This is a genomic window from Clostridium sp. AM22-11AC, assembly GCF_003473545.1.
Taxonomy (GTDB): Bacteria; Bacillota; Clostridia; order Lachnospirales; family Lachnospiraceae; genus Enterocloster.
In genome coordinates, this window is the sequence record NZ_QUCM01000016.1 from 57,913 (window position 1) to 82,924 (window position 25,012).

General features: G+C 42.4%; 29 protein-coding genes and 2 pseudogenes. 25 read left to right on the forward strand and 6 right to left on the reverse strand.

The window, feature by feature from the left end:
- Positions 1-36 precede the first annotated feature (36 nt).
- The 16 genes and pseudogenes from DW251_RS12915 (at position 37) to DW251_RS12990 (ending at position 12,642) form a co-directional block, all read left to right on the forward strand.
- Positions 37-1,287, forward strand: coding sequence for a hypothetical protein (locus tag DW251_RS12915; protein WP_118301373.1), 1,251 nt, complete (start codon positions 37-39; stop codon positions 1,285-1,287).
- A 9-nt stretch (positions 1,288-1,296) separates the two neighbouring features.
- Positions 1,297-2,226, forward strand: a complete 930-nt coding sequence (locus tag DW251_RS12920) for a hypothetical protein (protein ID WP_118301374.1) — start codon at positions 1,297-1,299, stop codon at positions 2,224-2,226.
- A gap of 21 nt (positions 2,227-2,247) precedes the next feature.
- A complete protein-coding gene (locus DW251_RS18505) occupies positions 2,248-2,823 on the forward strand; it encodes an acyltransferase (RefSeq protein WP_279217539.1) in 576 nt (191 codons plus the stop codon).
- A gap of 1 nt (position 2,824) precedes the next feature.
- Positions 2,825-4,273 carry an oligosaccharide flippase family protein gene (locus DW251_RS12930; protein ID WP_118301376.1) on the forward strand — a complete coding sequence of 483 codons (1,449 nt, stop codon included), beginning with the start codon at positions 2,825-2,827 and terminating at the stop codon, positions 4,271-4,273.
- 311 nt (positions 4,274-4,584) lie between these two features.
- Complete coding sequence (locus DW251_RS12935) at positions 4,585-4,797, forward strand: hypothetical protein (RefSeq protein ID WP_147352234.1); 213 nt, start codon at positions 4,585-4,587, stop codon at positions 4,795-4,797.
- A gap of 3 nt (positions 4,798-4,800) precedes the next feature.
- Positions 4,801-5,682 (forward strand): glucose-1-phosphate thymidylyltransferase RfbA, encoded by an 882-nt coding sequence (gene rfbA, locus DW251_RS12940; protein WP_118301378.1) that lies wholly within the window; start codon positions 4,801-4,803, stop codon positions 5,680-5,682.
- Between the two features lie 5 nt (positions 5,683-5,687).
- The gene (gene rfbB / locus DW251_RS12945; RefSeq protein ID WP_118301379.1) at positions 5,688-6,707 is read left to right on the forward strand and encodes a dTDP-glucose 4,6-dehydratase; all 1,020 of its coding nucleotides are present in this window, start codon (positions 5,688-5,690) and stop codon (positions 6,705-6,707) included.
- Positions 6,708-6,719: 12 nt separating this feature from the next.
- A pseudogene (rfbC, locus tag DW251_RS12950) lies at positions 6,720-7,322 on the forward strand (dTDP-4-dehydrorhamnose 3,5-epimerase).
- A gap of 14 nt (positions 7,323-7,336) precedes the next feature.
- The gene (locus tag DW251_RS12955; RefSeq protein WP_118301380.1) at positions 7,337-8,170 is read left to right on the forward strand and encodes an NAD(P)-dependent oxidoreductase; all 834 of its coding nucleotides are present in this window, start codon (positions 7,337-7,339) and stop codon (positions 8,168-8,170) included.
- Between the two features lie 52 nt (positions 8,171-8,222).
- Positions 8,223-8,666 carry an acyltransferase gene (locus DW251_RS12960; RefSeq protein WP_118301381.1) on the forward strand — a complete coding sequence of 148 codons (444 nt, stop codon included), beginning with the start codon at positions 8,223-8,225 and terminating at the stop codon, positions 8,664-8,666.
- Positions 8,667-8,976: 310 nt separating this feature from the next.
- Positions 8,977-9,879 carry a sugar phosphate nucleotidyltransferase gene (locus DW251_RS12965; protein WP_118301382.1) on the forward strand — a complete coding sequence of 301 codons (903 nt, stop codon included), beginning with the start codon at positions 8,977-8,979 and terminating at the stop codon, positions 9,877-9,879.
- Positions 9,880-9,885: 6 nt separating this feature from the next.
- A complete protein-coding gene (locus tag DW251_RS12970) occupies positions 9,886-10,497 on the forward strand; it encodes a VanZ family protein (RefSeq protein WP_118301383.1) in 612 nt (203 codons plus the stop codon).
- Between the two features lie 96 nt (positions 10,498-10,593).
- The gene (locus tag DW251_RS12975; protein WP_118301384.1) at positions 10,594-10,923 is read left to right on the forward strand and encodes a hypothetical protein; all 330 of its coding nucleotides are present in this window, start codon (positions 10,594-10,596) and stop codon (positions 10,921-10,923) included.
- A 103-nt stretch (positions 10,924-11,026) separates the two neighbouring features.
- Positions 11,027-11,410 carry a VOC family protein gene (locus tag DW251_RS12980; protein ID WP_118301385.1) on the forward strand — a complete coding sequence of 128 codons (384 nt, stop codon included), beginning with the start codon at positions 11,027-11,029 and terminating at the stop codon, positions 11,408-11,410.
- A gap of 2 nt (positions 11,411-11,412) precedes the next feature.
- Complete coding sequence (locus tag DW251_RS18365; RefSeq protein ID WP_243034953.1) at positions 11,413-12,207, forward strand: hypothetical protein; 795 nt, start codon at positions 11,413-11,415, stop codon at positions 12,205-12,207.
- Between the two features lie 111 nt (positions 12,208-12,318).
- Positions 12,319-12,642, forward strand: a complete 324-nt coding sequence (locus tag DW251_RS12990) for a hypothetical protein (protein WP_147352235.1) — start codon at positions 12,319-12,321, stop codon at positions 12,640-12,642.
- A gap of 68 nt (positions 12,643-12,710) precedes the next feature.
- Here the strand turns inward: DW251_RS12990 and DW251_RS12995 are convergent, their stop codons facing one another.
- The 4 genes and pseudogenes from DW251_RS12995 to DW251_RS13010 form a co-directional block, all read right to left on the reverse strand.
- On the reverse strand, positions 12,711-12,899 hold the full coding sequence (locus tag DW251_RS12995) for a DUF6219 family protein (protein WP_118301387.1): 189 nt from the start codon (positions 12,897-12,899) through the stop codon (positions 12,711-12,713).
- Between the two features lie 200 nt (positions 12,900-13,099).
- Positions 13,100-13,318: pseudogene (locus tag DW251_RS18370) on the reverse strand (DNA methylase); the annotation flags it as partial.
- A 31-nt stretch (positions 13,319-13,349) separates the two neighbouring features.
- Complete coding sequence (locus DW251_RS13005) at positions 13,350-13,622, reverse strand: hypothetical protein (RefSeq protein WP_118301388.1); 273 nt, start codon at positions 13,620-13,622, stop codon at positions 13,350-13,352.
- 12 nt (positions 13,623-13,634) lie between these two features.
- A complete protein-coding gene (locus DW251_RS13010; RefSeq protein WP_347474665.1) occupies positions 13,635-13,943 on the reverse strand; it encodes a S24 family peptidase in 309 nt (102 codons plus the stop codon).
- Here DW251_RS13010 and DW251_RS13015 point away from each other — a divergent pair.
- The 9 genes from DW251_RS13015 (at position 13,824) to DW251_RS13055 (ending at position 21,668) form a co-directional block, all read left to right on the forward strand.
- Complete coding sequence (locus DW251_RS13015; RefSeq protein ID WP_118301390.1) at positions 13,824-15,479, forward strand: helix-turn-helix domain-containing protein; 1,656 nt, start codon at positions 13,824-13,826, stop codon at positions 15,477-15,479. The two genes, DW251_RS13010 and DW251_RS13015, sit on opposite strands and share 120 nt — an antisense overlap.
- A 154-nt stretch (positions 15,480-15,633) precedes the next feature.
- Entirely contained in the window at positions 15,634-16,542 is a 909-nt protein-coding gene (locus DW251_RS13020) for a helix-turn-helix transcriptional regulator (protein ID WP_182433622.1), read from the forward strand.
- Positions 16,543-16,564: 22 nt separating this feature from the next.
- A complete protein-coding gene (locus DW251_RS13025; protein WP_118301392.1) occupies positions 16,565-16,762 on the forward strand; it encodes a hypothetical protein in 198 nt (65 codons plus the stop codon).
- Positions 16,763-17,190: 428 nt separating this feature from the next.
- The gene (locus DW251_RS13030) at positions 17,191-17,532 is read left to right on the forward strand and encodes a helix-turn-helix transcriptional regulator (protein ID WP_182433623.1); all 342 of its coding nucleotides are present in this window, start codon (positions 17,191-17,193) and stop codon (positions 17,530-17,532) included.
- Between the two features lie 424 nt (positions 17,533-17,956).
- Positions 17,957-18,706, forward strand: coding sequence for a sigma-70 family RNA polymerase sigma factor (locus DW251_RS13035; protein WP_118301394.1), 750 nt, complete (start codon positions 17,957-17,959; stop codon positions 18,704-18,706).
- Between the two features lie 80 nt (positions 18,707-18,786).
- Positions 18,787-19,335, forward strand: coding sequence for a DUF4406 domain-containing protein (locus tag DW251_RS13040; RefSeq protein ID WP_118301395.1), 549 nt, complete (start codon positions 18,787-18,789; stop codon positions 19,333-19,335).
- A complete protein-coding gene (locus DW251_RS13045; protein WP_147352236.1) occupies positions 19,313-19,708 on the forward strand; it encodes a hypothetical protein in 396 nt (131 codons plus the stop codon). The genes DW251_RS13040 and DW251_RS13045 overlap by 23 nt, the downstream gene beginning before the upstream one ends.
- A 499-nt stretch (positions 19,709-20,207) precedes the next feature.
- Positions 20,208-20,579, forward strand: a complete 372-nt coding sequence (locus tag DW251_RS13050) for an ssDNA-binding protein (RefSeq protein WP_118301397.1) — start codon at positions 20,208-20,210, stop codon at positions 20,577-20,579.
- Positions 20,580-20,687: 108 nt separating this feature from the next.
- Positions 20,688-21,668 carry an Abi family protein gene (locus DW251_RS13055; protein WP_118301398.1) on the forward strand — a complete coding sequence of 327 codons (981 nt, stop codon included), beginning with the start codon at positions 20,688-20,690 and terminating at the stop codon, positions 21,666-21,668.
- Positions 21,669-21,998: 330 nt separating this feature from the next.
- On the opposite strand, the gene DW251_RS18615 is transcribed toward DW251_RS13055, so the two are convergent.
- Both DW251_RS18615 and DW251_RS13070 read right to left on the reverse strand, forming a co-directional pair.
- Entirely contained in the window at positions 21,999-22,769 is a 771-nt protein-coding gene (locus DW251_RS18615) for a recombinase family protein (RefSeq protein ID WP_347474664.1), read from the reverse strand.
- A 46-nt stretch (positions 22,770-22,815) separates the two neighbouring features.
- Entirely contained in the window at positions 22,816-24,585 is a 1,770-nt protein-coding gene (locus DW251_RS13070; RefSeq protein WP_118301401.1) for a recombinase family protein, read from the reverse strand.
- Positions 24,586-25,012 lie beyond the last annotated feature (427 nt).

Here is a 25,012-nt window from a genome sequence, read left to right on the forward strand (position 1 = left end):
TTGTGAAATTTGAAGCAATCGGAAAAGGAGAATGGAATGGAAATCAGAATTAACAAATCGGCGATTACACAATATTTATTGATATACCTCATGTTCATAATTCCTGGAAGTTGTTTGTTTGCAAAGTACTGGACAGGAACTATGAAGTATTTTGTGTTACTTATAGTATATGTTGCCTTGATTGCTTTTAAGAACAAATATCAATCTCGGTATTCGATTTGCTTTCTTTTATTATTGTTGTTCTTTACTGTATTTTCTAGATTTTTGGTTGGTGGTGTAGGACTTTCTGCGTGGTGTCAGTTTGCTGTGTGTATTCTTAGCACACAAATTGCTATTTGTTGTGATAGAGAAAATTTTTTAAATAGATGGATTCATACTGTTGAATTTTTTGCAGCAATTAGTATTGGGTTTTGGGCCGTCTTTTGTATTGCACCGAATTTAGTCAACCTTTGGCCGGCTCAATCTTATGATACTCAGGCGCTGGGAACAGCAGGATGGGAAACATATTGGCATGGTAAAGGAGTACTTCTGTATAGCTACTTGGAAATTCATCCCACAAGAAATTGTGGCATTTTCACTGAACCAGGAGTCTATCAGATTGTTTTGAACATGGCATTGTTTGTGTTACTGTTTTGGAAAGATAAACTCTCTTTTGCAGCGGAAAGACGATATAGAAGATGCTTAAATATAATCTTAATAGGAATTATTACAGCTCAATCGACGACAGGTTATTTGGGATTGATTCTCATCTTGTTTTTCTTTTATTTTACTCATCAAGAATATGAGGTGAGCCGAGTTAAATTTTACTTAATGGGATTGGTTTTTATTGCTCTTGTTGTTTTATTTGTAGATTATGCAACAAGAGCAAATGATAGTATTTTGTATAAACAGATTATCGAAAAACTATTTGGATCTTCTGGTAGCGGTTTTGATGTATCATCGGGGACAGGCCAGTATAGATTAGGAACCATGATGATTAGTCTTGCAACCGTTTTTCAGCATCCATTGGGAGTAGGATATGACGCGTTCTATGCAGCACGAAATGCTTTTGGAAGTGGTTTAGTAGCAGCAAGTCTTTTAGCTTTTGCTGCTGTTTATGGGATTATCCCATGGTTGATAGTTCTTGGAATGATATTCACGCCGGTGTTTAGATATCAAAGAAGAGCAGTTGCATTTTTGTATGTTTTGCTTTTTGTAAATACTACTTTGGCACAAACAGATTTGATATATCCGGCATTTTTCATGATTCCAATGTATTTGGTGGCAACTAAGAATATGAGGAGGTGACAATAACCGATGAAGAAAACTCTTATGATATGCTCTAACGAAAATGCGTACTATTTTGATCATGTCCATATTCCGGGATTATCAATTAGAGGACTCTTTAAGAACCACGCTGAGTTCAATAATCCTGTACTCAAATTTCTCAGAAAAGCGAAATCGAGATGGACATGTTTCTTTTATCAGGATTGGTTCAAAAATATTGATTCATATGAAAAAATAATTGTATTAGATGTGGCTTTTTCCTATGATTCTCAACTTCTACGAAATATTGCACAGAAAGCTACGGATTCGAAGTTGTATTTTTATTCTTGGAATATAGCAAAGGATGAATCAAAATTTGAAATTACTTATAATGCGGTAAAGGATTCCGGATTTCAGTTTTATTCATACGATAGAGGAGAGTGCGAAAAGTATGGTTTGAAGTTCAATACAATCATGTATGATCGCACCTTGACTTTGCAGACAGCTCATGAACAATATGATACTTTGTTCCTTGGATATTTAAAAGACAGGAAGGAAGATATTTTATCGTTATATGATATGTTTACTTCTGCAGGATTAACTCCAAGATTTGTTATTGTTAGTAAGGGAGAAAGAAAAGAAAAATTTCCATTTGAATATCGAGATGATTATGTAGGGTACTACGATTATTTAAAGATGGTCGGAACCAGTCGTGCCATATTAGATATTGCGCAACAGAAACAAGATGGATATTCGATGAGAGTGATGGAGGCAATCTTTTTTAATAAAAAACTTGTTACAACGAATACTGCGGTTAAACAATCAGTATTTTATGACGAAAATAATATCTTCATTGTTGACTTAAAAACAACTACTGCAGATGAACTTCAAGCTTTCTTTGCAAAGCCTTTTAGAAACTACAGTGACGAAGTTCGAGAATATTATTCCATAGAAGCGTGGGTTGACCGCTTTACCGAGTAGCTTTTGAAAGGAGCAGACTGTGTGGATATAAAGAAAAAAATTCGTAGAAAGATAGAATTATACAATTTTAAGCGAAATCATAGAGGCTTGTATGTCGATGGTTCTTTACAGCTTCGGCTTCCCAAGTATATATCATGCGGTTCCAATATCGCGATAGGAGAGAATAGCAAACTCTTGTGCTGGGATTCTTACAATGGTAAGAAATTTGAGACTTCTCCCTCAATTATAATTGGATCTGGGGTACGTATAACGCGGAACCTGACGATTCAATGTGCCAATAGAGTTCAAATCGGTGATAATGTGCTGATAGCGTCTGATGTTTTCATCATAGATTATAATCATGGAAATTCGCCACTTACAAAGAATTACCGAGATAATCCCTTAAATATTTCGGTGGGGGGCGTAACAATTGAGAATGGGGTTTGGATTGGGAATAATGTTATTATTCTTCCAAATGTAACAATAGGGGAAAAAAGTATAGTGGGTGCTGGTTCTGTAGTAACGAAAAGTATTCCTGCATACTCAGTTGCAGTAGGGAACCCGGCTCATGTTATTAAGCATTTTGATTTTGAGGCTAATATATGGATAGAGGATTAGAATGAACAAAATATTAGATAAAATAAAGAATGTGCCCATCGGAGTAAAAGCGGCAACAGTGTATACCTTGGCATCTGTTTTTTCAAAAGGGCTGGCAATTATCACAGTACCAATTTTTACGAGAATCATGTCTACTTCTGAAATTGGTGTAGTTAATTTATATAATTCGTGGCATTCCATGTTGAATGCAGTAGTGACGCTTTCATTAACGTCTGGAGGTTATTCTGCCGCATTAAAAGAGTTTGGAAAAGAGAGAGATCAATATCAGTCATCGGTATTATCATTAACGTCTTTTGTTGCGTTAATTGTTGCTTTGATTTATATAATATGTCCGTCTTTTTGGAATGGACTGACCGGTCTGTCAACAGATTTAATGGTCTTGATGCTGATTGGTTTTTTTGTAGCCCCAGCATATGATTTTTGGCTTGCAAGACAGCGGTACGAATATAAATATAAACTTGCGGGCAGTTTAACAGCTATTACAGCTCTTCTTGCATCGTTATGTGCTGTAATGATTGTGCTTCACATGAACGCTAAGGAACTGTCTGACGTGGCGAATGGACGACTCTATGCATCGAATATCGTATCTTATATTGTTTACGGAATTTTGTGGTTCATCATTATTTTTAGAGGGAAAACATTTTTCAATAAGGAATATTGGAAATTCTCCTTACAATTGAGCATTCCTTTGATTGGATATGCCTTAGCTGCACAGGTTCTTAGCGTATCGGATCGGATGATGATTAGCAGAATGGTGGATAATAGTGCAGTTGGAATTTATAGTACTTTGTATACCGTTAGTTCGATATCTTTACTGGTATGGAGTGCGATAAATGCTTCTTTTATACCATATCTGTATCAGAATATTGAGTCAGATAAGAATGAAATAAAGAAATATTCACTTTTGCTTATGGGCGCTTATGCGATTGTGGCTGCATTATTAACATTCTTTGCTCCTGAAATTGTAAGAACATTAGCTACTGAGGAATATTATGAAGCGATTTATATTATGCCACCTATTGCTGGCGGTGTGTTTCTGACATGCGTATCCAATATGTACTCGAATATTATGATTTACTATAAGAAAACTCAATATATTATGTATGCTTCGATAGCTGCGGCAGCTACCAATGTTGTTTTGAACTATTTTTGTATTGCGAAATTTGGTTATATGGCTGCGGCATATACTACTCTGGTTGCGTATATCGTATTAGCTCTTGGAGAGGCTGTTTGTGCTCATGTGGTATGTAAAAAAGAGAGAGGTGCCAACTACGAGGTATACAACGATAAAGCAGTTGGACTGATGGCGGTTATGGCCATTCTACTATGCTTGAGCGGATTAATTTGGTATCAGTATGCTGTTTTAAGATATGGAATTATTATAGCTGGCTGTGCGGTTGGTGCCGTACTGGGATATAGAGTTATAAAAATGAGGAAGGTGAAGCAGTAATGTTATACAAGATTATAGGTGCTCTTGTTTTTCCGGCATTCTTTTGTTACCGAAACAATTCATTGCTGAAAGAGGATATGAAGCGCTACAGCGCTCCGTTTACTGGATACGAAAAGTTGATTTTTTAATGTCGAAACATAAACCTTTTAGGTCTGTGTTTTATTATCAAAATAAGAATACAAAATGGCGGTACATAGTAAAAGTTGTTTTTCCGCCACTTCAGACAGTGGAAATCGGAGAAATTATTTGGGGGGGGGGTATACATCCCGCACTCTATAGCAGTGATATCCCCTTACAAGGCCGGTAAGAATTTGTCAGTGCTGCCGGGAGTTGTTATTGGTAAAAACGGGGAAGGTGACAGAAGTAAAACCAATCCTACGATTTTAGATAATGTTACCATTGGCGCAGAGAGTGTTGTGGCAAAGGATGTTTCATCGAATACAATTGTTGCTGGAAATTCTGCTCAAGTAATAAAAAAATATAATTTTGACAAAGAGATTTGGGAAAAAACGAAGGAGGACTAAAAAATGAAAGGTATCGTATTAGCCGGGGGCGCAGGTACACGTTTGTATCCCCTCACTATGGTCACATCGAAACAATTGCTTCCTGTTTATGATAAACCGATGATTTATTATCCACTTTCAACATTGATGTTGGCAGAAATCAAAGATATTCTAATTATTTCGACATCACAGGATACTCCGCGTTATAAAGAATTGCTCGGTGATGGCCATCAGTTTGGCATCAATCTAACATATGCTGTTCAGCCGTCGCCAGATGGGCTTGCACAGGCTTTTATTATTGGCAAGGAGTTTATAGGTGATGATACCTGCGCTATGATACTGGGCGACAATATCTTTTATGGCAATGGTTTGTTTGCACGTATGGATAATGCTAAGAGAATGGCAGAACAAGGAATTGCGACTGTATTTGGGTATTATGTAAGAGACCCGGAAAGATTTGGGGTGGTTGAATTCGATTCGGAGGGTAAAGTATTGTCCGTAGAAGAGAAGCCAAAGGCACCAAAAAGTAATTATGCAATTACCGGTCTGTATTTTTACCCTTCAGGTGTGGCATCACGTGCGGAGAGGGTTAAGCCATCTTCCAGAGGAGAGCTGGAAATCACGACTTTAAATGATATGTATCTAAAGGATAATCTGTTGAATGTTGAACTACTCAATCGGGGCTTTGCATGGCTAGACACTGGAACGATGGAAAGTTTACTGAGAGCGTCTGATTTCATTCATATGGTTGAGGAACAGCAAGGGGTTATGATATCCGCTCCTGAAGAAATTGCTTATAGATACAAATGGATTACAACGGAGCAGTTAAAAGAGGCCGCTGCGCTTTATGGAAAATCTCCTTATGGAGAGCATTTGAAGACTGTAGTGGAAGGAAAAATGAGGTGAGTATAATGAATATTATTGTAACCGGCGGCGCCGGATTTATTGGAAGCAACTTTGTATTTCATATGCTGGATAAGTACCCGGACTACCGCATTATTTGCTTGGATAAACTGACCTACGCAGGCAATTTGTCAACATTGGCTCCTGTGATGGATAACCCCAACTTCCGTTTTGTGAAGGCTGATATCTGTGATAGAGAGGCAGTATATAAGCTGTTTGAAGAAGAGCAGCCCGATATTGTGGTGAACTTTGCAGCAGAAAGCCATGTGGATCGTTCCATTGAAGATCCAGGTATCTTCCTGCAGACCAATATCATGGGTACTGCAACGTTGATGGATGCTTGCCGTAAGTATGGTATTACTCGTTATCATCAAGTGTCTACCGACGAGGTGTACGGTGATCTGCCTCTGGATAGACCTGATCTGTTTTTCACGGAGGAGACTCCTATTCACACCAGCAGTCCGTATTCTTCGTCTAAAGCTGCAGCTGATCTGCTGGTGCTGGCTTACCATCGTACATACGGTTTGCCGGTGACTATTTCCCGTTGTTCCAACAACTATGGCCCATATCACTTTCCGGAGAAGCTGATTCCTCTTATGATTGCTAATGCTCTGAATGACAAACCTTTGCCGGTTTATGGTGAAGGTCTAAATGTGCGCGACTGGCTGTACGTGGAGGATCACTGCAAAGCCATTGATTTAATCATCCACAAAGGACGTGTAGGTGAGGTTTACAATATCGGCGGCCACAATGAGATGAAGAATATCGACATCGTGAAGATCATCTGCAAGGCACTGGATAAACCGGAAAGCCTGATTACATATGTTACCGATCGTAAGGGTCACGATATGCGCTATGCCATTGATCCGACTAAAATTCACAATGAGCTTGGCTGGCTGCCTGAAACGATGTTTAAGGACGGCATCCAGAAGACCATCCAGTGGTATCTGGACAATAAGGAATGGTGGGAGACCATCATCTCTGGCGAGTATCAGAACTACTACGAAAAAATGTACAAAAATAGGTAAGGAGGAGTTCATATGGGACAAATTACAGTTACAAAGGCACCGATAGATGGGCTATATGTAATTGAGCCTACTGTACATGGTGACAGTCGAGGATATTTTGTTGAAACATATAACCAACACGATATGCATGAGGCCGGATTGGATATGGTGTTTGTCTAAGACAATCAGTCCATGTCACGCAAGGGCGTATTGCGTGGGCTTCACTTTCAGAAACAATTTCCACAAGGAAAGCTAGTGCGTGTAATTCAGGGTTCTGTTTTTGATGTTGCAGTTGATTTGCGTGCGAATAGTAGAACTTATGGTCAATGGTATGGGGTAGAGTTAACGGAGGAAAATGGTAAGCAGTTCTATATTTCGGAAGGGTTTGCACACGGTTTTCTTGTACTAAGCGAAGTCGCAAAGTTTTGTTACAAGACAACTGATTTTTATCATCCTGGTGATGAAGGCGGCGTGGCATGGAATGATCCTGAAATTGGTATTGTATGGCCGCAGCTTATCGGTAAATATAAAGGAAATGCATCCGCTGACGGCTATCAACTCATGGATGGAACTCAGTTAAATCTAAGTGAAAAAGATCAGAAGTGGATGGGCTTAAAAGACACATTCAAATTCTAAAGGAGGAACCAAAATTGAAAATATTAGTGACTGGTGCAAATGGATATCTGGGACAGGGGATTGTAAGAAGTATCTTGAATAATGGCCATTGTGTTGTAGCTACGGATTTTAACACCCAGTTTGTAGATGAGCGTGCAGAAAGAATTGCCTGCAATTTATTTGAAGTTGATAACCCGTATAGTTTCTTTGGCGAACCTGATGTGCTTCTCCATTTGGCATGGAGAGACGGGTTTGTTCACTATTCCAGTGCGCATATTGATGATCTTCCTAAGCACTATGCGTTTATTAAAAAAATGGTTGATGGAGGTATTCAACAGGTTGCTGTTATGGGAAGCATGCACGAAATTGGCTTCTTTGAGGGTAGCATAAATGAAAGCACTCCTTGTCATCCTACGACTCCGTATGGAATTGCAAAGAACGCATTACGCGACTTAACACAAATGATATGTAAGCAAAAAAATATTGTGTTCCAGTGGCTACGTGGCTATTATATTGTTGGTAATTCTAAGTTTGGCAGTTCAATATTCTCAAAGATTACAGCGGCCGTAGATGAAGGAAAGACAGAATTTCCATTTACCTTGGGTCAAAATCAATATGACTTTATTGACTACCCTGATTTCTGCGCACAGGTTGCCGCAGTAGTTGGTCAGAAAAATGAGCAAGGGATTATTAATATTTGCTCAGGCAAACCAGAAAAATTGGCAGATAGAGTTGAGCGCTTTATTAAGGAAAATGGTTATAGAATTAAGCTGCAATATGGAGCATTTCCAGATAGACCGTATGACTCCAAGGCAATTTGGGGTAATGACACAAAAATCAGAAAAATCATGGAGAACCAGACAAATTAAACGATAGACCAGCTAATGACGCGTTTTTGCCGCGTAGAATGGGAACTGTATCATGGGCATAATAAATAAAATATGGAAATATATAATGAAGCGCCAAAACCCGATGCGGTATGCTCGCAAGATGGGCGTAGTGCTAGGTGAAAACTGCAGACTTATTGGATTACCAGATTGGGGTAGTGAGCCATGGTTGATTTCTATTGGAAATCATACAGAGGTTTCCTTTGATGTAGCTTTTATAACTCATGATGGTGCTACCTGGTGTTTTAGAGATCAAGATGAATATAAGGGAACATTAAAATTCGGAAGAATTCGAATTGGGAATAACTGTTTTATTGGTGCCCGCAGTACGATTTTACCAGGTGTTACAATTGGTGATAATAGTATCGTGGCAGTGGGAGCGGTGGTGAATAAAAGTATACCCTCCGGAGAAGTGTGTGGGGGGGGGGGTACCAGCCCATTACATCATGAAAACAAAAGACTATGCAGACAAGTGTAAAGAAAATACTCCTGTCTATGATTTAGAAAACTATCGGAAGAATTTTCGTGAGGAGGTTAATTTGATCTGCGATAGGATGGAACATAGCATGTGAAATAAGGAATAGGGTCCGACAGCGAGGATAGTCTAGGTAATTAGGAGAATATTATTGGGTTCCATTGGGGTCAGACCCCATGAAGAAGAAATAATTTTTTTCTAAAGAAACTATAAACGAAAATGAGAGCATAGGCTACTGGCGCTGCTTTAATAATCACAAAAATCTTTGTGGAAGGCACGTTGAGTAGGCTTCAAGGCATGGAAAGGAGAGAGGATGAAAACAACATTACTTATCATGGCTGCTGGTATCGGTAGCCGCTTCGGAACGGGAATTAAACAATTGGAGCCGGTGGATGATGCTGGACATATCATTATGGACTATTCCATCCATGACGCAATTGAGGCAGGCTTCAACCATGTAGTATTTATCATCCGTAAGGATATCGAGAAGGAGTTTAAAGAGGTTATCGGTGATCGCATTGCCTCCATTTGCTCTTCTCATAATGTAACTGTGGACTATGCTTTCCAGGATATCAATGATATCCCGGGAACTCTGCCAGAAGGCCGGACAAAGCCGTGGGGAACCGGTCAGGCTGTGCTTGCTGCAAAGGAAGTTCTTGATACCCCGTTCATCGTTATCAATGCAGATGATTACTATGGCAAGGAAGGCTTCAAGGCTGTTCATGAGTATCTGGTGAATGGCGGCAAGTCTTGCATGGCTGGCTTTGTGCTGAAGAACACGCTGTCTGATAACGGTGGTGTGACCCGTGGCATCTGCAAGATGGACGAGCAGAACAACCTGACCGAAGTTGTGGAGACAAAGAATATTGTGAAGATCGCAACCGGAGCAGAAGCGGACGGAAAAGTGATTGATGTAAATTCTCTGGTTTCAATGAATATGTGGGGATTAACACCGGAGTTTTTGGATGTGTTGGAAGAAGGCTTCAAAGAGTTCTTTGAGAAGGAGGTACCGGGCAATCCGCTGAAAGCAGAGTATCTGATCCCTATCTTCATCGGTGAACTGCTGGAGCAGGGAAAGATGTCAGTAAAGGTTCTAAAGACCAACGATACATGGTGTGGTATGACCTACCATGAAGATGTCGCAGCTGTAAAGGATAGCTTCAAGAAGATGCTGGCGGATGGCGTGTACAAGGCTGAACTGTTCAGTGATCTGTAAACGACGATGAAAGAAACGATTGATTTACTCGGAAAGATCCTCACAAATATCCTGACTGCTCTCTATGAACCGTTTGGATTCTCATTCCTTCTTTCCTTTCTAGCCATGTTTTTCTATCTGTATGCGTATGAGCCTACCGCAGCTGGCAAAGGCTGGAAGAGTGCCGTGGTGACCTGGTATCAGAAGTTTAAAGAGAGTGTGTTTTTTCGGAAGTTATTCTTGCTGGCCTTTGTGACTTCGATGATCTTATTCAGAACACTACTGAATCGGAACCTGTGGATGAATCCTTTATCCGATGTCATGGGTGGCTGGGGCATCTGGGAGACTGTGAACGGAGAGAGACAGCTGACCACCGAGTGTATAGAGAACGTGATCATGATGGTACCGTTTAGTTCGGTAGTGATGTGGACATTCGGAGAGAAGATTGGAAACGGCTGGAAGAAGATACTGTGGCAAAGCGGAAAGACAGCGTTCATCTTCTCGATAAGCATTGAGATGCTGCAGTTACTCTTGCGGCTAGGAACGTTCCAGCTATCAGACATCTTCTATAACACAGTCGGCGGAGTGCTAGGCGGATTGATGTATTGTGCGTTGATGAAGGCAAGAAAGCGTCTGTAAAAGAGTATAGTTTTGTGATATACTAAAAATAGAGACTTTTATGTTGTTCTCATACCTACACAATACTTAATAATTTTGGAAAGAGGTTTGTGTCCTATGCCCAGAACTAAAGGTAGTAAGAATAAGCCCAAAACTGTGACTGCAGATTTTGCAACACAGATTGCAGAAAAGCAGTCCGCAAAGGAAGCACTCACAGCCGAGATCGCATCCATTACCGCTAACATTGACACTTTGAAGGCTGACTTAAAAGAGAAAAAGACTGCTCTGAAGAAGGCCGAAAAAGAAATGGCATCCTTGGAAGCGAAGAAAGCAAAGGCAGATGCTAAGGCCGCTGAAGAAGCTAAGAAGACCGAAGCAGAGGCTGTGCTGAAGAAGCTGCTGGCAAGTGGCATGAGTGCGGATGAAATCCTCGAAAAACTGAAATGAGATCGACCGTGTGGACAAACTGAACTCCAGGAGTTCACACGGTAATTTTTGAAGGTTGCTGTATAGTTTGCAACGGAAATAAAAGAAATGGAGCGTAAGAAAAATGAATTTATCAAAAATACATCATATTGCAATCATCGTATCTGATTACGAAGCCGCAAAGGATTTTTATGTAAACAAACTGGGCTTCTCTGTTATCAGAGAAAACTACCGCCCGGAGAGAAAGGACTGGAAGCTGGATTTGCGTGTCAATGAACACACGGAGCTGGAGATTTTTGCTGAGGAAAATTCTCCGAAGCGTGTGAACCGTCCGGAAGCATGTGGGCTGCGGCATCTTGCTTTTTGTGTAGAGAGCGTGGAGCAGACGGTGAAAGAGCTGGGAAAATTAGGTATAGAATGTGAGTCGATCCGTGTGGATGATTATACAGGCAAGAAGATGACTTTCTTTCATGACCCAGATGGTCTGCCGCTGGAGCTGCACGAATAATCATGGGAGAGAAAAGAGCATATAAAGCCAGAAAGCCCGGTGGAGGCCGGAAAAAGCTGAAGCCGGAGTATGATGCCGGGAGAAATCTGAAAGAGCAGATGGATGTGGCTGTGGCTCTTTATGAGGAGGACTGCTCCCTCCGTTCCATTGCAGATGCGCTAACTCTGAATCCAATCAAAGTAAGAAAGCTGCTCATCACGGCTGGTGTGTATGAATCGGATGTGGCGGAGAAGGTACAGGATACCTTTGAGGAGTATCGAGAAACACAGAACTATAAAGAAGCCATCCTCTCAACCGCAAATACTCTTCAACTCTCCAAAGCCTCCGTTACCTCGTATCTGCCTTATCAGAAAGGTGTATACTTCCCAAGTACTGCTGATAAAGAAAAAATTAGTGTTGGAGCAGAGCGGCGGCGGAGATACAGAGCAGTAAGAAAACTGAGATCAGAGCCAACAGAGGAGCACCTGTGGGAGACGGTCTTGCTTTATTCTGGTGTGCGCTTTAAAACCTATTCTGGCTTACCCTTTACCTATGAAATACGAAAAGGCAGAAGCGGCGAATACACAAAGGAGCTGTGGATCGACCGCCGAGAGAAGAGTAAAAGCCTGGCGTGGAGTTCGGTGTTGCTGGCACTGAACAATATAAAAAAGGTAGGAGAAGTGGTAAACCGCCCGAAAGCTCTGGGCGATATCCGGGGAGTGACCTACATCTATGGGATGTTCTATCGGTTCGGATTGATCGATGTGCCGGATGAAGTGAAGGAGAAGATGGGGCATCCGAAAGACCGCAAAAAATAGGTTGCTATGTGCAAAAGTCTACGGTAAGATGTGCCGTAACTGAGGATGTGAATCTCAGTTGGGAAGGATGGTAGCATTATAGAAAAATTGAAGGAAATGCTGGAGGAGTATTTGAAGAAAACAGAGCCGGAGTATTACCCGCCAGTGGAGAATCTGCTGGATCTGATCTACGAACATTACACGGAGAATAATCCAGTAGAAAAAAACACAGTTGCCGGAAAAGCGGCAAAGGAAAAAGAAAAGGAACTGGAAGAGTGGCTGCGTGGCTTGGAAGGTATGGATAGGCTTGTAGATGATTATGTTGGCGATAAGATTCCTCTTTGGGAAAAGATTATGGACCGGCAGGGGACGGTGTGCTGCACATGGGAGAAGACCGCTTTTGAGGAAGGTCTGAAAGTCGGAATACGACTCATGATGGAAGTATATAGTTTGTGACGGAAATAAAATGAACTCCTGAAGTTCAAAAAATCCCTCGCTTGTTACGGCGAGGGCGTGTGTTCTTATTATTCAGGCTTTTCAGCTTTTTTCTTCTTCGGTGCAATTTTGTGGCCTGAGTAAATTGCCATGCCCATGCAGACCAAAGAGCCACAAGCGAAATACTTGTGAGCCTGCATCAATTTCTTGCAGCCTGTGTAGAAGCATCCTGCCATACAGGCAAGTGCACCGAGTGACCAATATTTATGTGCTTTCATTTTGTATGTTCTCCTTATCTTCTTTCTGTATTTTGAGCAATTCCTCGATTTCCGTTTTACTCGCCGGCCGTACTGCCTTTTTATTATCGTGTGCTACCGCTCCGCAGTCTGGACAACGGTCAGGTAGTTCCTCGGCAGAGAAGCAGTAGCGGCAGGCATCGCAAAAGTAGTAGTCGTACCGCTTCCCTTAACCGGTTTGCATTGACCTCTTTGACCTTCTGCACGACTTCAAACAGTCTGGCGCGACCCGGAATCCCATAGGTTTTCAGGGAAGGAGACACAGCGAGACAGATAGTTTTCTCAGTGCGGGAGGAATCTGCCACGACCAGATTTGTGGTAAGCGGGTCGAGGTGTCGAGCAGCGCATTCCGCACTCGCATAATAGCTTTTAAGATCTATCGCAAGATATATGCGTTGCATCGTGCGATTTCCTCCTCTCTATGTGCTCGTGTTATTTTCCAGTCCTTTCCACAAACCATCGGCCTAACCGACCGTTGAAGCGTGGATCAAGGCGCTCAAAGAACAGGTGCTTTTCCTGCCCCTGGATGAGCACGGTAAAACAGTCACCAGAGTAACCGTTATCAGCGGTTCCTGCAGGGCGGAAGTCACGCACTGTTTCGATTGGGAAGGTACGTCCATCCGACCATGTGATTGATGTCGGTTGCATGAAACCGGTTGGGTCGAATGTGGAATCGACTTTTACATAGATCTTTTCTTTATTCATGATGATCACCTCTTACAGCAATCCATACTTCTTCTTGAACTCCCGGACTTCCTGAGCTTTTACTTCTTCAAGCAGATGGATGTCATCATCAGCAGGAAGCTCCAGCGGACTTACCTTCCCGAGAACTTTGCCGACAATGGTAACATGATCGTCTTCAGACTTCTCACCGTAGGGGAGCGCCTTATTTAAAGAGTAGAGTTTGTGGTTCAGCATCTGCTTGATGACGGCACCATCTGCAGTAGAGCAGATAACAATATCGCCATCTTCAACAGACTGAGTATACTTTACATATACCAGATTGGTCCGCTCGTCTGGGTATATAAAGATTGGGAAGATGACCCGGCACTATCAGGATTTGCATTTGATACTAATGACTATCTGCTACCGATTCTATATAACAGCGACTACGAGACGGTTGCCCATGCGATTCTGGATGATTTTTTCCCAGAGGCGAAGAGGGAGATCGGTGGGGATGCGTCAGTAGTGAGCAGTGAGGAACTGGCAAGGCGGATGGGACTTCGGGTTTTGGATGTTCGCTTTGCAGACAAGACGGTGATGGGACAGCTTTACTACAACTACGGCGAAGCGCATCTGCTTGATGACAGTGGAAAAACTTATGCCCAGATAATCCGACCCGGAACGATTCTGGTCAATCAAGATAACTGCACAACTGCCGCAACACGAAATAGTACGATTGCACATGAATGCTGCCATATGTATTTGGACAGATGGTTCTTCCTGCTCCAGATGGTGACAGGGAGAAAGTACACACCATATTCCAGTCGGCGCAGGGAGAACAGGCGATACTATCACAAGAATGATGCGCTCGATTGGATGGAGCTGCAGTGTGAAAAGCTTCCAGCTTATCTACTGCTTGAGCGAAATGATGTGATCGATTATGTCGAGGCCAGATTGAAGCAGTGCAATTGGAAAAAGACACCAGAGAATATTCGAGCCATTGTAGATGGGCTTGCAGAACGGTATGAAGTATCATATCAAATGGCAAAATACCGTATGATCGAGCTTGGATATTGCGAAGCCGGCGGTATCCGTAACTATGTGAATGATATGGTGATTCCAGATCACGGATGCACATGGCTGTGGCCGGCCAATATGACCTTTACGATTTCCGCAAAGGATGCAGCACTGCTGGCTGCTTCGGATAGCGAGTTCGAGCGAGTGATATGCAGTGGGAGATATCGGTACGTTGAGGGGCACTTCTGCTTAAATACAGATAAGTACATTCTACGGGATTACTATGGAAAACCACATCTTACCGTTTATGCCCGGTGCCACATGGAAGAGTGCTGTCTTGGATTTACGGTCGGAGGAAGATATCGACGGACTGAATATGCTGTCAGCAAGGTGGCGCGAAACAAGACAGAGCCTGTTACGGATAAATACCGTGCGGCTTATAGGTTGGTGGCAGAGCCAGGAAGCTCAGAGTATGAGAAAGAAAACCAGGCGATGGTAGATGATGGGCTGTTGTGGCTGGAATTCTACAAAAACATTCCGGATGATTTTGCAGAGATGATAAAAGCAATTATGAAACGCAAAGGGATTACACAGGAAAATCTGTCCTTTGAATTGGGCGTAGACAGGAAGGCTCTCTTAAATTATCTGAATCAGGATCGCCCATCGGTTGCCCATGTGGTTGGAATCTGTGTGGCCTTGAAAGTGCCGTATTTCATCTCGATGGAGATTCTGGGGGCGGCCGGCATAAAACTGCGTTCGACAGAGCAGGATTTTCTGTATCGCCAATTTCTGCTGAACGCTGAGAATTTGACTGTGAGCAGATGCGAAGATATTTTGAAACGACATAATGAAAAACCGCTGTTCCGAGGAGAGCAGCGGTAAGGGAGACCGAGGTACCGTGAAAAGTATCTCGGTCTTTTTGTAGCAATTGCGAATGATAGAAAATGAATTGCGAGAACTTGCAATTTCAGACTTGACAACGAAATTGCAAGATGATAGAATGAGATTGCATAAAGATGAAATGGAGACCAGACAAATGGAAGAAGGATTCGTTTATAAGAGGAAACCGCTTGACCCCAATCAGGAATTCGTGGTGGTCCGAGTTCCTGATAAGCTGGCTCTTGGTCAGCTTATAACAGAGATTAGGGGCGAAAGGACGATGGCTCAACTTGCAGAACAGTGCAACGTGAGTCCGTCGACTCTGTCACGAGCAGTCAATGGCAAAATGACAAAGCCGCTTTCCCAGGAATTGATAAAAGCTCTAGCTGCCAAATCAGATGATCCGTTTATGCTGGAACGATTGGTAAGGGCCAATGGCATGGCAGATGCTAAGACATGCGAAGAGCGGAAACAGATGGCACATGATAATCTGAGTCTGCGAGAAGAAAGGCTGAACACAGAGCGGAAAGTCAAAAATATCATCTCGACAGAACTTCTGAGAAGGGGTAAAAAAATCCAGTATATGGAGCGCCTTGAAATAAATGGCGAACGAAGATCACAATACGGTTTGAGATGGTTGAGCAGTTTTGCTTTAGTCATTGAAGACCCAAAACCATATATTTGGAACTTTGCGATAATTCCGTACACGATGGAAGAGCAGAATGGGCATAGACCGCCATTACCTTTTTATAATGCGAGGATAATGGAGAACCTTTCTGGACTTTTTCTGACAGATGCATGGGAGGCGGATTTATTTGCAACTGTAAAAAACAGTATTGTTTTTATAGATCCAGTACTGTTTACGATGAACGAAGATCGGTTTATCGGTCCGGAAATGAATAATGAGTTTTCGTTGCTTCTTCTTGATGCTGACACTGAAATTGTCAGATGCGAAACTTATTTTGTGCAAAAGGGAAATCCAGAGCATAAATCCATATTTGCGGAACCGGTGACAGATCAGAGTGAAGAAGATGATCCATGGGGAAGACCATTCGATACCATTTAATTTATCAGGAGGGGATTAATAAGTGACTAATAATGAGGTAGCATTGCGAACCCGTCGTAAAAAGGCGAGATATGGAACCAAAGTTGAGATTGCAGGGCAACCGCTGATGGTTGTAAAGTCTGGAAAAAAAGAGGATTTTATAACAGCGGAGGAGATAGTCGAGGATCTTTATGGCAAGCCCGTAGATCATATTGTATTCAAAGAAGTAGTGAGCTTCTAAAAATGTGAAACTAGGCGGTCACCCCTCCAGGAAGTAGACCGTCAGTTACAGAGTGAAGAATGAAATAACTGCTATAGAGCGCTGCCATTATGAGCACAGCCGAAGCAGAACAAAATGCAAACAGTAATTCCTATAGGGAAGAACAGTGCATGGAGTTTTGTCTCAGCTGTGCTTTTTTATTTTTATAAAATTTTTCCTTTTTATGTGACAGCAGCAGTCACACAATAAACAGTCATTTTTTTATGGCTAAAGGGGAGAAAACAGCGAAACCAGAAGGATATTACATATTTAGAGAGCTTACTCGGTGAGCGATTCTGGGACTGCTAGTGTCCTCGAATAAGAGTGGGCAATCTGATATCCTGAGTTCATCAAAACGCAGGTCATGAAACTACCTGAAAAATCAGTCGGGTTGGAAAGGAGGTGTAAGCGTGGTTGATATTCATAGCGAGGAGTACATCCTGGGTCAAAATATAAGAAAGTACAGACTGGAAAAAGGCTGGTCACAGAAGCAGCTGAGTGATGCCGTCGATATCGACCGCGCTGACATTTCCAAGTATGAGAATGGTACAAAAGGTGAAATGGGGTTCAAAACCCTAAAGAAGTTTGCAGCCGCTCTGGAGGTCAGTACAGATGACCTTCTGGCGGAGAAAGAAAAAACAGTAGAGATCTCCGAAGAAATCGGAGTGGAATTTGCTAAATTGACGAAGGACGGGCAGATTACTATCCGAAACATGATGAAATTCCTTCAGTCGCAGCAGATGGCAGGATAACCGCATGGTCGAATGAGACTGTGCGGTATTTTTTTACTTTTCTGCAAGACGCAGATGAAAATGTGGCAAATTCGCCACATCAAGTGTGGTGGTCTCGCCATCTGCAAGCGCCTTTCCAACTGGTAGACTATAAACAGTTCAAGGGACAAGCCCACAGAACCACAGAGTATGAATCTGTCGGCACTCTCTCGGACAAATAAAAATATCGTAAGCCCGATTCTAGAGCAGGCGAAGGATACCATAGCAGAACCCCACAGTACAGCGATTTATTTGCTGATGCTGGAGGTATGCGGATGGGATTACTCTACCTATCTCTGGAATCGGGCTTTTTGTGTTTCACAGCCTTGCCAGACGGTTTTGTGCCTCATCTGCGTCCTGCTTCGGTATCTTTCCCTCCCAGAAGTCCGGGGGAAAGGACAGAAAAATGATGAACATGATGACTGGAGCAGTAGCAATCAATGGTGGCGTAGGCGTGATGGAGGTTCGCCAGTCGATAGCAAAGAACGTGGCTCAGGCGGCAGAACAGATGGCAGCGGATCTTGCAGTGAATGCACATATCACTCTGCGTGAGCTGAAGACAAAGATCGATACCGTGGTGGAAAAGAAACTCCCGACCTTTAAGACCCTTATGGAAAAGGAGCCGGTAGCAGTGGCGCAGACAATGGTAAATGGAGCAAAGCTGACTGCTTATGAGAATGGCTATGCGGTGTATGAGGTGGATGGCTCACATACGGTCATGGCGGTGGATCGCTGCAACGATTACCGTTATGACTTTACGGATGGAACCTACGAGGTGATCCCAGCTGAAACATTCGAGGATGTTGAATGGAGTGTCCGTCTGCTGATGGAAGGTGAGCGTCGGATGGAGCATAACCTGAATAAGCGTGTGGCAGATTCAGAAAATGTTTCCCTGGAATGTGACGGCTCTGACTGGTCTGCAGCCGTTATGGTGGATTTTCTGGATGAAGACAATGCCGAGATGCTGGCTGACAGGGAGCTTCGCCGTTTGTACGCGGCTATGAGCAAGCTCACTGAGCGTCAGACCGAGGTGATCCAGCTTTACTTCTATAAAGGTATGACGCTGCAGGAGATTGCAGAAGAGCTGGGGATAACAAAACCGGCTGTCTATTATGCGATGAAGGGTGCTCTCAAAAAAATGAGAAAAAGTTTTTGAAGAACTACTTAACTTTTGCCCCAAAACGGTGGTCTTTATGAGAGGGCCACCTCTCAAGTACATCGACAGGAGGAAAACCTATGAATGCAGAACGCATGAATATGGCGAATGCAACCGCCAAGATAGAAGGTTCTAAGGAGGCTCGTCCGCCCGGCGGGTTCCCGCTGGCATCGGCACCGAAGAAGATTTTTATCTGTTCGCCGTACCGACCGACAGCAAATGACCCGCCGTGCAGGAAGGCACAGATGGAGGCAAACATCCAGAGGGCAAAGACCGCCTGCAGGATTCTTGCCACAATGGGAGTCCTGCCACTGGCTCCGCATCTGTATTTTACTCAGTTCTTAAAGGATGAGGATGCGCAGGAGCGTGCAACAGGAATCCGATTTGGAATGCAGTGGCTGGAAGCCGCGGATGAAGTGTGGGTGTTCGGCGAAACCATATCCGAGGGTATGGCAGTGGAGATCAAGAGAGCGCATGAGCTGCAGAAGCCTGTTTGCAATCTTCCGGAGCCGGGACGCATGGTCGAGCTGCTTTTGAAGAGGCTTTCCGAGCAGTATCACATACCAATGGAAGATAAAACCGAAGAGCAGCAGGAAGCTGCAGAAAGTGAGGAAGACAATGGAGAATAAGAACGAGAAGAGCATGACTCTGGAGGAAATGATCAGCGAGATGCTGAAGGACGCCAAGGTAAAGGTTCCGCTTCCTGCCAAGGCAGAGGAAAAAACGGAAACTCAGGAGCAGGATAAGCCGATGCCGGCACGCCCGTCTGGTGTTCCGTTCCTTTCGCTCAGCATCAAGAACCTGCATGTCCACATGGATGAGCGCATGACCTCTTACAACTACGGCTTCGGTCAGGAGCTGGATGCAGAGGCAGACGACCCGGCAGAGGACATCGACTTCGATGAGATGCTGGAGCGTATCCACAAAGAAACCGGTCTGTGCGAGAAGGTCATTCTGGCAGTCCTGAAGGCACAGGCTGACTATCTGGATTTATTTTTATAAAAATCCAAAGCACAAACATAGTTGGATTTTGAACTGACGTCAATACCGACGTAAAACGTAGATAATGGGTTAATCTTTAACATGATACCACCCGCCTTTCCGATTAAGTATTCTTGGAACCTGAAGAAAAAGGTTTATCCTGGGAATCATATGCTGACCGAAACCTCGCGTAATAAGCATGCACCCTGGCAGCTCTTTTGCTGGTGCTGTACGCCAGGGGATGAAACATCTGTGTAAGCGGAATGTGACATATGATTCAGGCTGCAAGCTCCATAAGCAGGCACCGGAGACCGGGCTGAAAGGATTAAAAGCAGTGCCTCTAGATATCAGACTCTGCTGATATCATACCACAGAATAACCTATGAAACTAATAACCAATGTAGATGAGATGGAAAGGGTTTATCCCAGGTGTCTCAGATCATCTATAAATTTATAGAAAGGATAAGTGCATAACCATCATTTCTACTGGCTATACACTTATTATACGAGGATTTTTATTATGGCTAACAAGATTTCCAGTGCAACTAAGGTCGTGATTCCGTGCCGTATCTCTTTTGCAAACATTTTTGAAGCAAAGAGTATCAACGGCGGCGAGGCTAAGTATTCCGTTTCCTGCCTGATCCGGGATCTGCTGGATGCGGTGCAGGACTACGCCGGAGAGGAACTTCGTCGGGAGATTGAGGAGTACATCGAAACCAATGTGCAGGATATCGATGATTACGAAAAAGAGTACGACCGCATGGAACAGGAGAATCCGGCTGGGGAGGTTAATTACCGACACTTTGTGATGCTCGGCAGGACATCGAGGCTGATGGTCAGCATAAAACACGCTATTTTCGGAAAATTATCAGAACGACCTATTGATTTTTAGCATTAAATAGGCTACACTAAGTATAGCAAGTGGTGAGCTTGCATATAATATTGCTGATCTTACTCCGGTGTCCTACGGGCCCGGGGTTTTTTTATAGGAGAAAATACTATGCCGAATGTGCCAAGAGTGTTTAAGGAAACACAAGACCAGATTATAATACAGCAAGGGCGTGGATTACAAATCGTGAACAATGCTGCCACGCAGAGGATTATTGAAGCAGAGAATTACTATAAGCTATTCAATGGTTATAAGGAACCTTTTTTGGATTCAACAAAGTCAGATGAAACATATCTGCCAGGAACCAAATTTGAAGAAATATATGCTCTGTACCTATTTGATAGAGAATTGCGTAATATTTTTATTCGGTATATCTTGGAAATCGAAAATAACGTGAAAAGTGTGCTTGCGCATGAATTTTCGCGGAAATATGGATATGACAATTATCTGAAGGTAGCAAATTTTGATACATCAATAAAGCCGGGAGAAAGAAAAACAAAAGCTCAGAAAGTTGGCGAAATCTCTGATTTGATTTCTAATCTACAACATGAGGTCGCAAGACAGCTCTCAAAGAATAATTCTATGGTTTCACATTATATGTTAAACTATGGCTATATTCCATTGTGGGTTTTAGTGAACACTTTGACCATCGGAACGATTAGTGTATTTTATTCGCATCTTGAGCAACAAGATCAGAATAATATCGGTCGTTTCTTTTCTTTGAAGCCAGATGAACTGAAAACTATATTACAGGTGTTGACACTCTACCGTAACGCATGTGCTCATGACGAACGTCTCTACAATTTAAAGTCAATGAATCGTAATATGCGGCCTAATAATATAAAAGCGTTGCCGATTCACGCTACGCTTGGGATTCCAAAGAATACAGGAAATAATTATATGGCGGGCGTAAATGATTTGTTTGCAATCGTGTTGATTTTCAAGACGATGCTATCTAAAGCTGCTTTTGCTGCTTTTTATGGTTCGTTGGATGCATTAATGCAAAAGTTGTCGACTAAACTGATGACTATTTCTATTTCACGAATTGAAGCCGATATGGGATTTGTTCCCAATTGGCATGATGTAAAATAATGTATTTTGCCCACTGGCGCACTGTGTAGAATCCTACATGGTACGCTGGTGAGCTTCTTTTTTTGCTTCATCCCGCATGAACCACAGACAGCACCCCGGTGTAATCCGAAGTGCAGTTGTGGCTTATGCGGGTTTTTGTGTTATGTGGTCAACGGGTTACAATATCATACTCCTAATCCGTATAAAATCGCTTTCAGTTCCTTTACCATTCGGGTAAGAATCTCCTGCTCAAGCACTATGGAAAAGAATGATGCTGGGGTTGTGCGCTGTTCTTGGAAACAGGTATCAGGTACGATCTAATCGTGAATCCGGACGTAGGCGTTTTGATGTTCAACTGGCTCCTTTGGTTTCTGGAATTCCGGGCTTTCTATTTGAATTCAAACATACCAATGATGGACATGTGGATTTGGATGTTTTAGCAGATAGTGCGTCACGGCAGATTGATGAGAAGAAGTATGATGCGAAACTGCGCAGTGCGGGAATTAATTCTGTGATTAAAATTGGAATTGCATTCCGTGGGAAAAATGCCGTAGTTAAGCGAAAATGAGATGCGTCCATACCATTATCGTCAACCTTGCTATTCAATCTGTTAAATGCTAAAATCAATTCATAACTTTCATTTTGGGCCAGAGCCGCCATGGTTGTTAAAATGAAATCATATTTCCGGTTCAGGGTATACATATTTTCCTTTTGAAAATAAACACCAACGGATGGCTGTAAATTGCGCAGCTCCTGTATACAATTTAAGGTATCGACTGTATTACGTGCAAACCGTGAAAGAGATTTTGTCAAAATGTGATCGATCTTTCCGGCTTTTGCATCCTCGATCATCTGGTTAAATCTCTGGCGTCGTGTACGGCTTGTACCGGACCGGTTTTCATCTACATAAATCTCAACAAGTTCCCAGTCGGGATTGTTAGTAATAACACTTTTGAAATAAGAGATCTGAGAAGTAAATGATCCCTGCTGACTTTCTTCACCGGTTGATACTCTGCAATATGCGGCTACCCGAAGTTTCCGGACCTGCTTTGCAGTTTCCAACGGACGTATATTCTGTTCAAAAGCCGGGATCATTTTTACAGCTGAATTTTCCGTTTTCAACTGAGAATTACTTATGACTTTCTTTGCAGTTTTGGATATGATAATCTTATGCATGTGTTATATTTCCCCCTGTATTTCTCAAAATAACTTTTGTATAAACATCATCAAACCAGTGTATCGTATATTTGGACTTAGAATGGATCGTAATATCCAGGAACAATGCTTTAAAATACATATCTGTAGCTCCAAGCAGAAATTTTCTTGTTCGGGTTCGCCCCTGTGGTAAAGACTGGAGCCATTGCAGGGCTTTTGCTCTAAGTTCAAAGTCCGGCTCCAGTTCCTCCCAATAATTTTCCAGGTGGTCCAGCTTGGCGGAAATAGACTTGTATTCCCGTTTGTTTTTCCGGAGTTTTTTTCTTAAATCAAGGATCGTCTGCTTTTGCCTGGCAATTTCGGAAGCATTCATTGTTTTGTTATTCAGGCAAGCTGCTTTTATGTGTTCGATCTCTTCCAGATCAGCATCGATTGCTTTATCGATATCTGCAAGCTGTCCTTTATAAGTGCTTCGGTCCCGTTCTACATAATCATCATTCAAGACTTTTTCCAATCGGGGAACTGCATTCTTTAAAAGTTTTCGTGCAGCTTTCTTTACAATATATGTAATTTCTTCTTCCGTAAAAGATTTGGCATGGCATATTTGCAGTCCATTTGTCTTTCTTGTAGAAGGACAATACCATACGAGATGGTCATTTCTGGTAGCCATACAATAAAACCGTCCACATTCACTACAGATCAGTCTTTTTGAAAATGGATTGGTTTCATTTTTATTGTGTTTTATTTTTTTAAGGGATTTTTGCCTTAAAACGGCGTGAACTTCTTCGTATAATGTGCGATCAATAATAGGGGTGTGATGGTTTTTAATATAATACTGTGGAAGCTGTCCTTTATTGGCTTTTACTTCATGAGTCAGATAGTTTATCGTATATTTTTTTGGTGTCAGTACATCTCCAACATATCGTTCATTACGGACCATGCGTGAGATCTGCCCGGAATTCCATCCGGCATCTAACTGACTGTAAAGCTGTCCTTTTCGGGAATGTAATATTCGTTTTCGTTTATAATCATTGTACGGGGCAGGGATCTTCTGTTGATTTAACCATCTGGCAATTTCTGAGTAGCTTTGGTCATCCGCAACTTTTTGAAAGACAAATTGGACCACCCTGGCTTCTTCCTCAACCACTTCAACTTCTCTGTACTTATAGCCGGTTTCATTACATATCCAGTTTCCGCTAAAACGATATCCATATAGTTTAACATTTCGTACATCCCCCTGGCTGTTCCGCATTTTATTACCTTCCATAATATTACTGGAAATGCTGCGGCTTTCTTCCTGGGCAAATGCACCAAGTACGGACAGGATAAATTCATTTTTCAGTTCCGCAGAGTCAAGATTTTCTTTTTCAAAGAAAATGGTTACCTGACAATTACGCAGTAAAAACAGGGCAGAAGAAAAGTCAGCCGTATTACGGGCAAAACGGGAAATGGACTTACATAAGATACGGTCGATCTTTCCCTCCTGGCAATGGCGGATCAACCGGCAAAAACCTACCCGTTTCTCTTTGCTCGTACCGGAAATACCATAGTCAGAATAAATTCCTACTAGTTTCCACAGAGGATTACTTTCAATGATCTGCTGAAAATATTGTTCCTGCACTGCGTAGGAATTTTCCTGATCCTGCAGGTCTGTTGAAACACGGATGTAGGCTGCAACCTTAAGCCTTGGAAGCGTTTTGTCATCATCCTGCCTGGTTGCATTTAAAATATAATTCTCATCAAATTCAGGACGATTCTCATGTTCTGTGGGAATGGGAAACAACCCCTTTCATTTGCTTTTAATTAGATTGTCCCCAGTATAACATTTTTTCCCATAAGAGTCCCGGACTTACGGTGCTGTATCGTTTATAGGCACTGATAAAATCAGGCAATTCCCTGTGGGTTTTGCGGCAGCTTCTGCATATAAGGACCCGCAAGATCAATGTAGTTCCGTCAGGATCTTCAAAGGTTCTGACTTTTCTACGACAGGTTCCATGGACATACATTTTTCTCCCACAATCCGGACAACAGGATATTTCTTCGCCATAGGTATATATATAACCATTCTTTTTATAGGGATGGTATTTTTCAATACGCACCATGTTTTACTTGCTTCCTTTTGATATTGTCAGGTATAATGACTACCATTTTCACTTTATTACTAAAACTTCCCACACCGATGTGGTGTGTTGAACCTTGAAAATTCAATA

Bases quoted from the DNA above. Each gene is read 5' to 3' on its own strand.
- rfbA (WP_118301378.1), top strand. From the start codon at position 4,801: ATGAAAGGTATCGTATTAGCCGGGGGCGCAGGTACACGTTTGTATCCC.
- DW251_RS12995 (WP_118301387.1), bottom strand. From the start codon at position 12,899: ATGAAAGCACATAAATATTGGTCACTCGGTGCACTTGCCTGTATGGCA.
- DW251_RS13005 (WP_118301388.1), bottom strand. From the start codon at position 13,622: ATGAATAAAGAAAAGATCTATGTAAAAGTCGATTCCACATTCGACCCA.
- DW251_RS18365 (WP_243034953.1), top strand. From the start codon at position 11,413: ATGGGAGAGAAAAGAGCATATAAAGCCAGAAAGCCCGGTGGAGGCCGG.
- DW251_RS13040 (WP_118301395.1), top strand. From the start codon at position 18,787: ATGAATGCAGAACGCATGAATATGGCGAATGCAACCGCCAAGATAGAA.
- DW251_RS12920 (WP_118301374.1), top strand. From the start codon at position 1,297: ATGAAGAAAACTCTTATGATATGCTCTAACGAAAATGCGTACTATTTT.
- DW251_RS13020 (WP_182433622.1), top strand. From the start codon at position 15,634: ATGGAAGAAGGATTCGTTTATAAGAGGAAACCGCTTGACCCCAATCAG.
- DW251_RS13035 (WP_118301394.1), top strand. From the start codon at position 17,957: ATGATGAACATGATGACTGGAGCAGTAGCAATCAATGGTGGCGTAGGC.
- DW251_RS12970 (WP_118301383.1), top strand. From the start codon at position 9,886: ATGAAAGAAACGATTGATTTACTCGGAAAGATCCTCACAAATATCCTG.
- DW251_RS12915 (WP_118301373.1), top strand. From the start codon at position 37: ATGGAAATCAGAATTAACAAATCGGCGATTACACAATATTTATTGATA.
- DW251_RS13055 (WP_118301398.1), top strand. From the start codon at position 20,688: ATGCCGAATGTGCCAAGAGTGTTTAAGGAAACACAAGACCAGATTATA.
- DW251_RS12980 (WP_118301385.1), top strand. From the start codon at position 11,027: ATGAATTTATCAAAAATACATCATATTGCAATCATCGTATCTGATTAC.
- DW251_RS12930 (WP_118301376.1), top strand. From the start codon at position 2,825: ATGAACAAAATATTAGATAAAATAAAGAATGTGCCCATCGGAGTAAAA.
- DW251_RS12960 (WP_118301381.1), top strand. From the start codon at position 8,223: ATGGGCATAATAAATAAAATATGGAAATATATAATGAAGCGCCAAAAC.
- DW251_RS12975 (WP_118301384.1), top strand. From the start codon at position 10,594: ATGCCCAGAACTAAAGGTAGTAAGAATAAGCCCAAAACTGTGACTGCA.
- DW251_RS12965 (WP_118301382.1), top strand. From the start codon at position 8,977: ATGAAAACAACATTACTTATCATGGCTGCTGGTATCGGTAGCCGCTTC.
- DW251_RS13050 (WP_118301397.1), top strand. From the start codon at position 20,208: ATGGCTAACAAGATTTCCAGTGCAACTAAGGTCGTGATTCCGTGCCGT.
- rfbB (WP_118301379.1), top strand. From the start codon at position 5,688: ATGAATATTATTGTAACCGGCGGCGCCGGATTTATTGGAAGCAACTTT.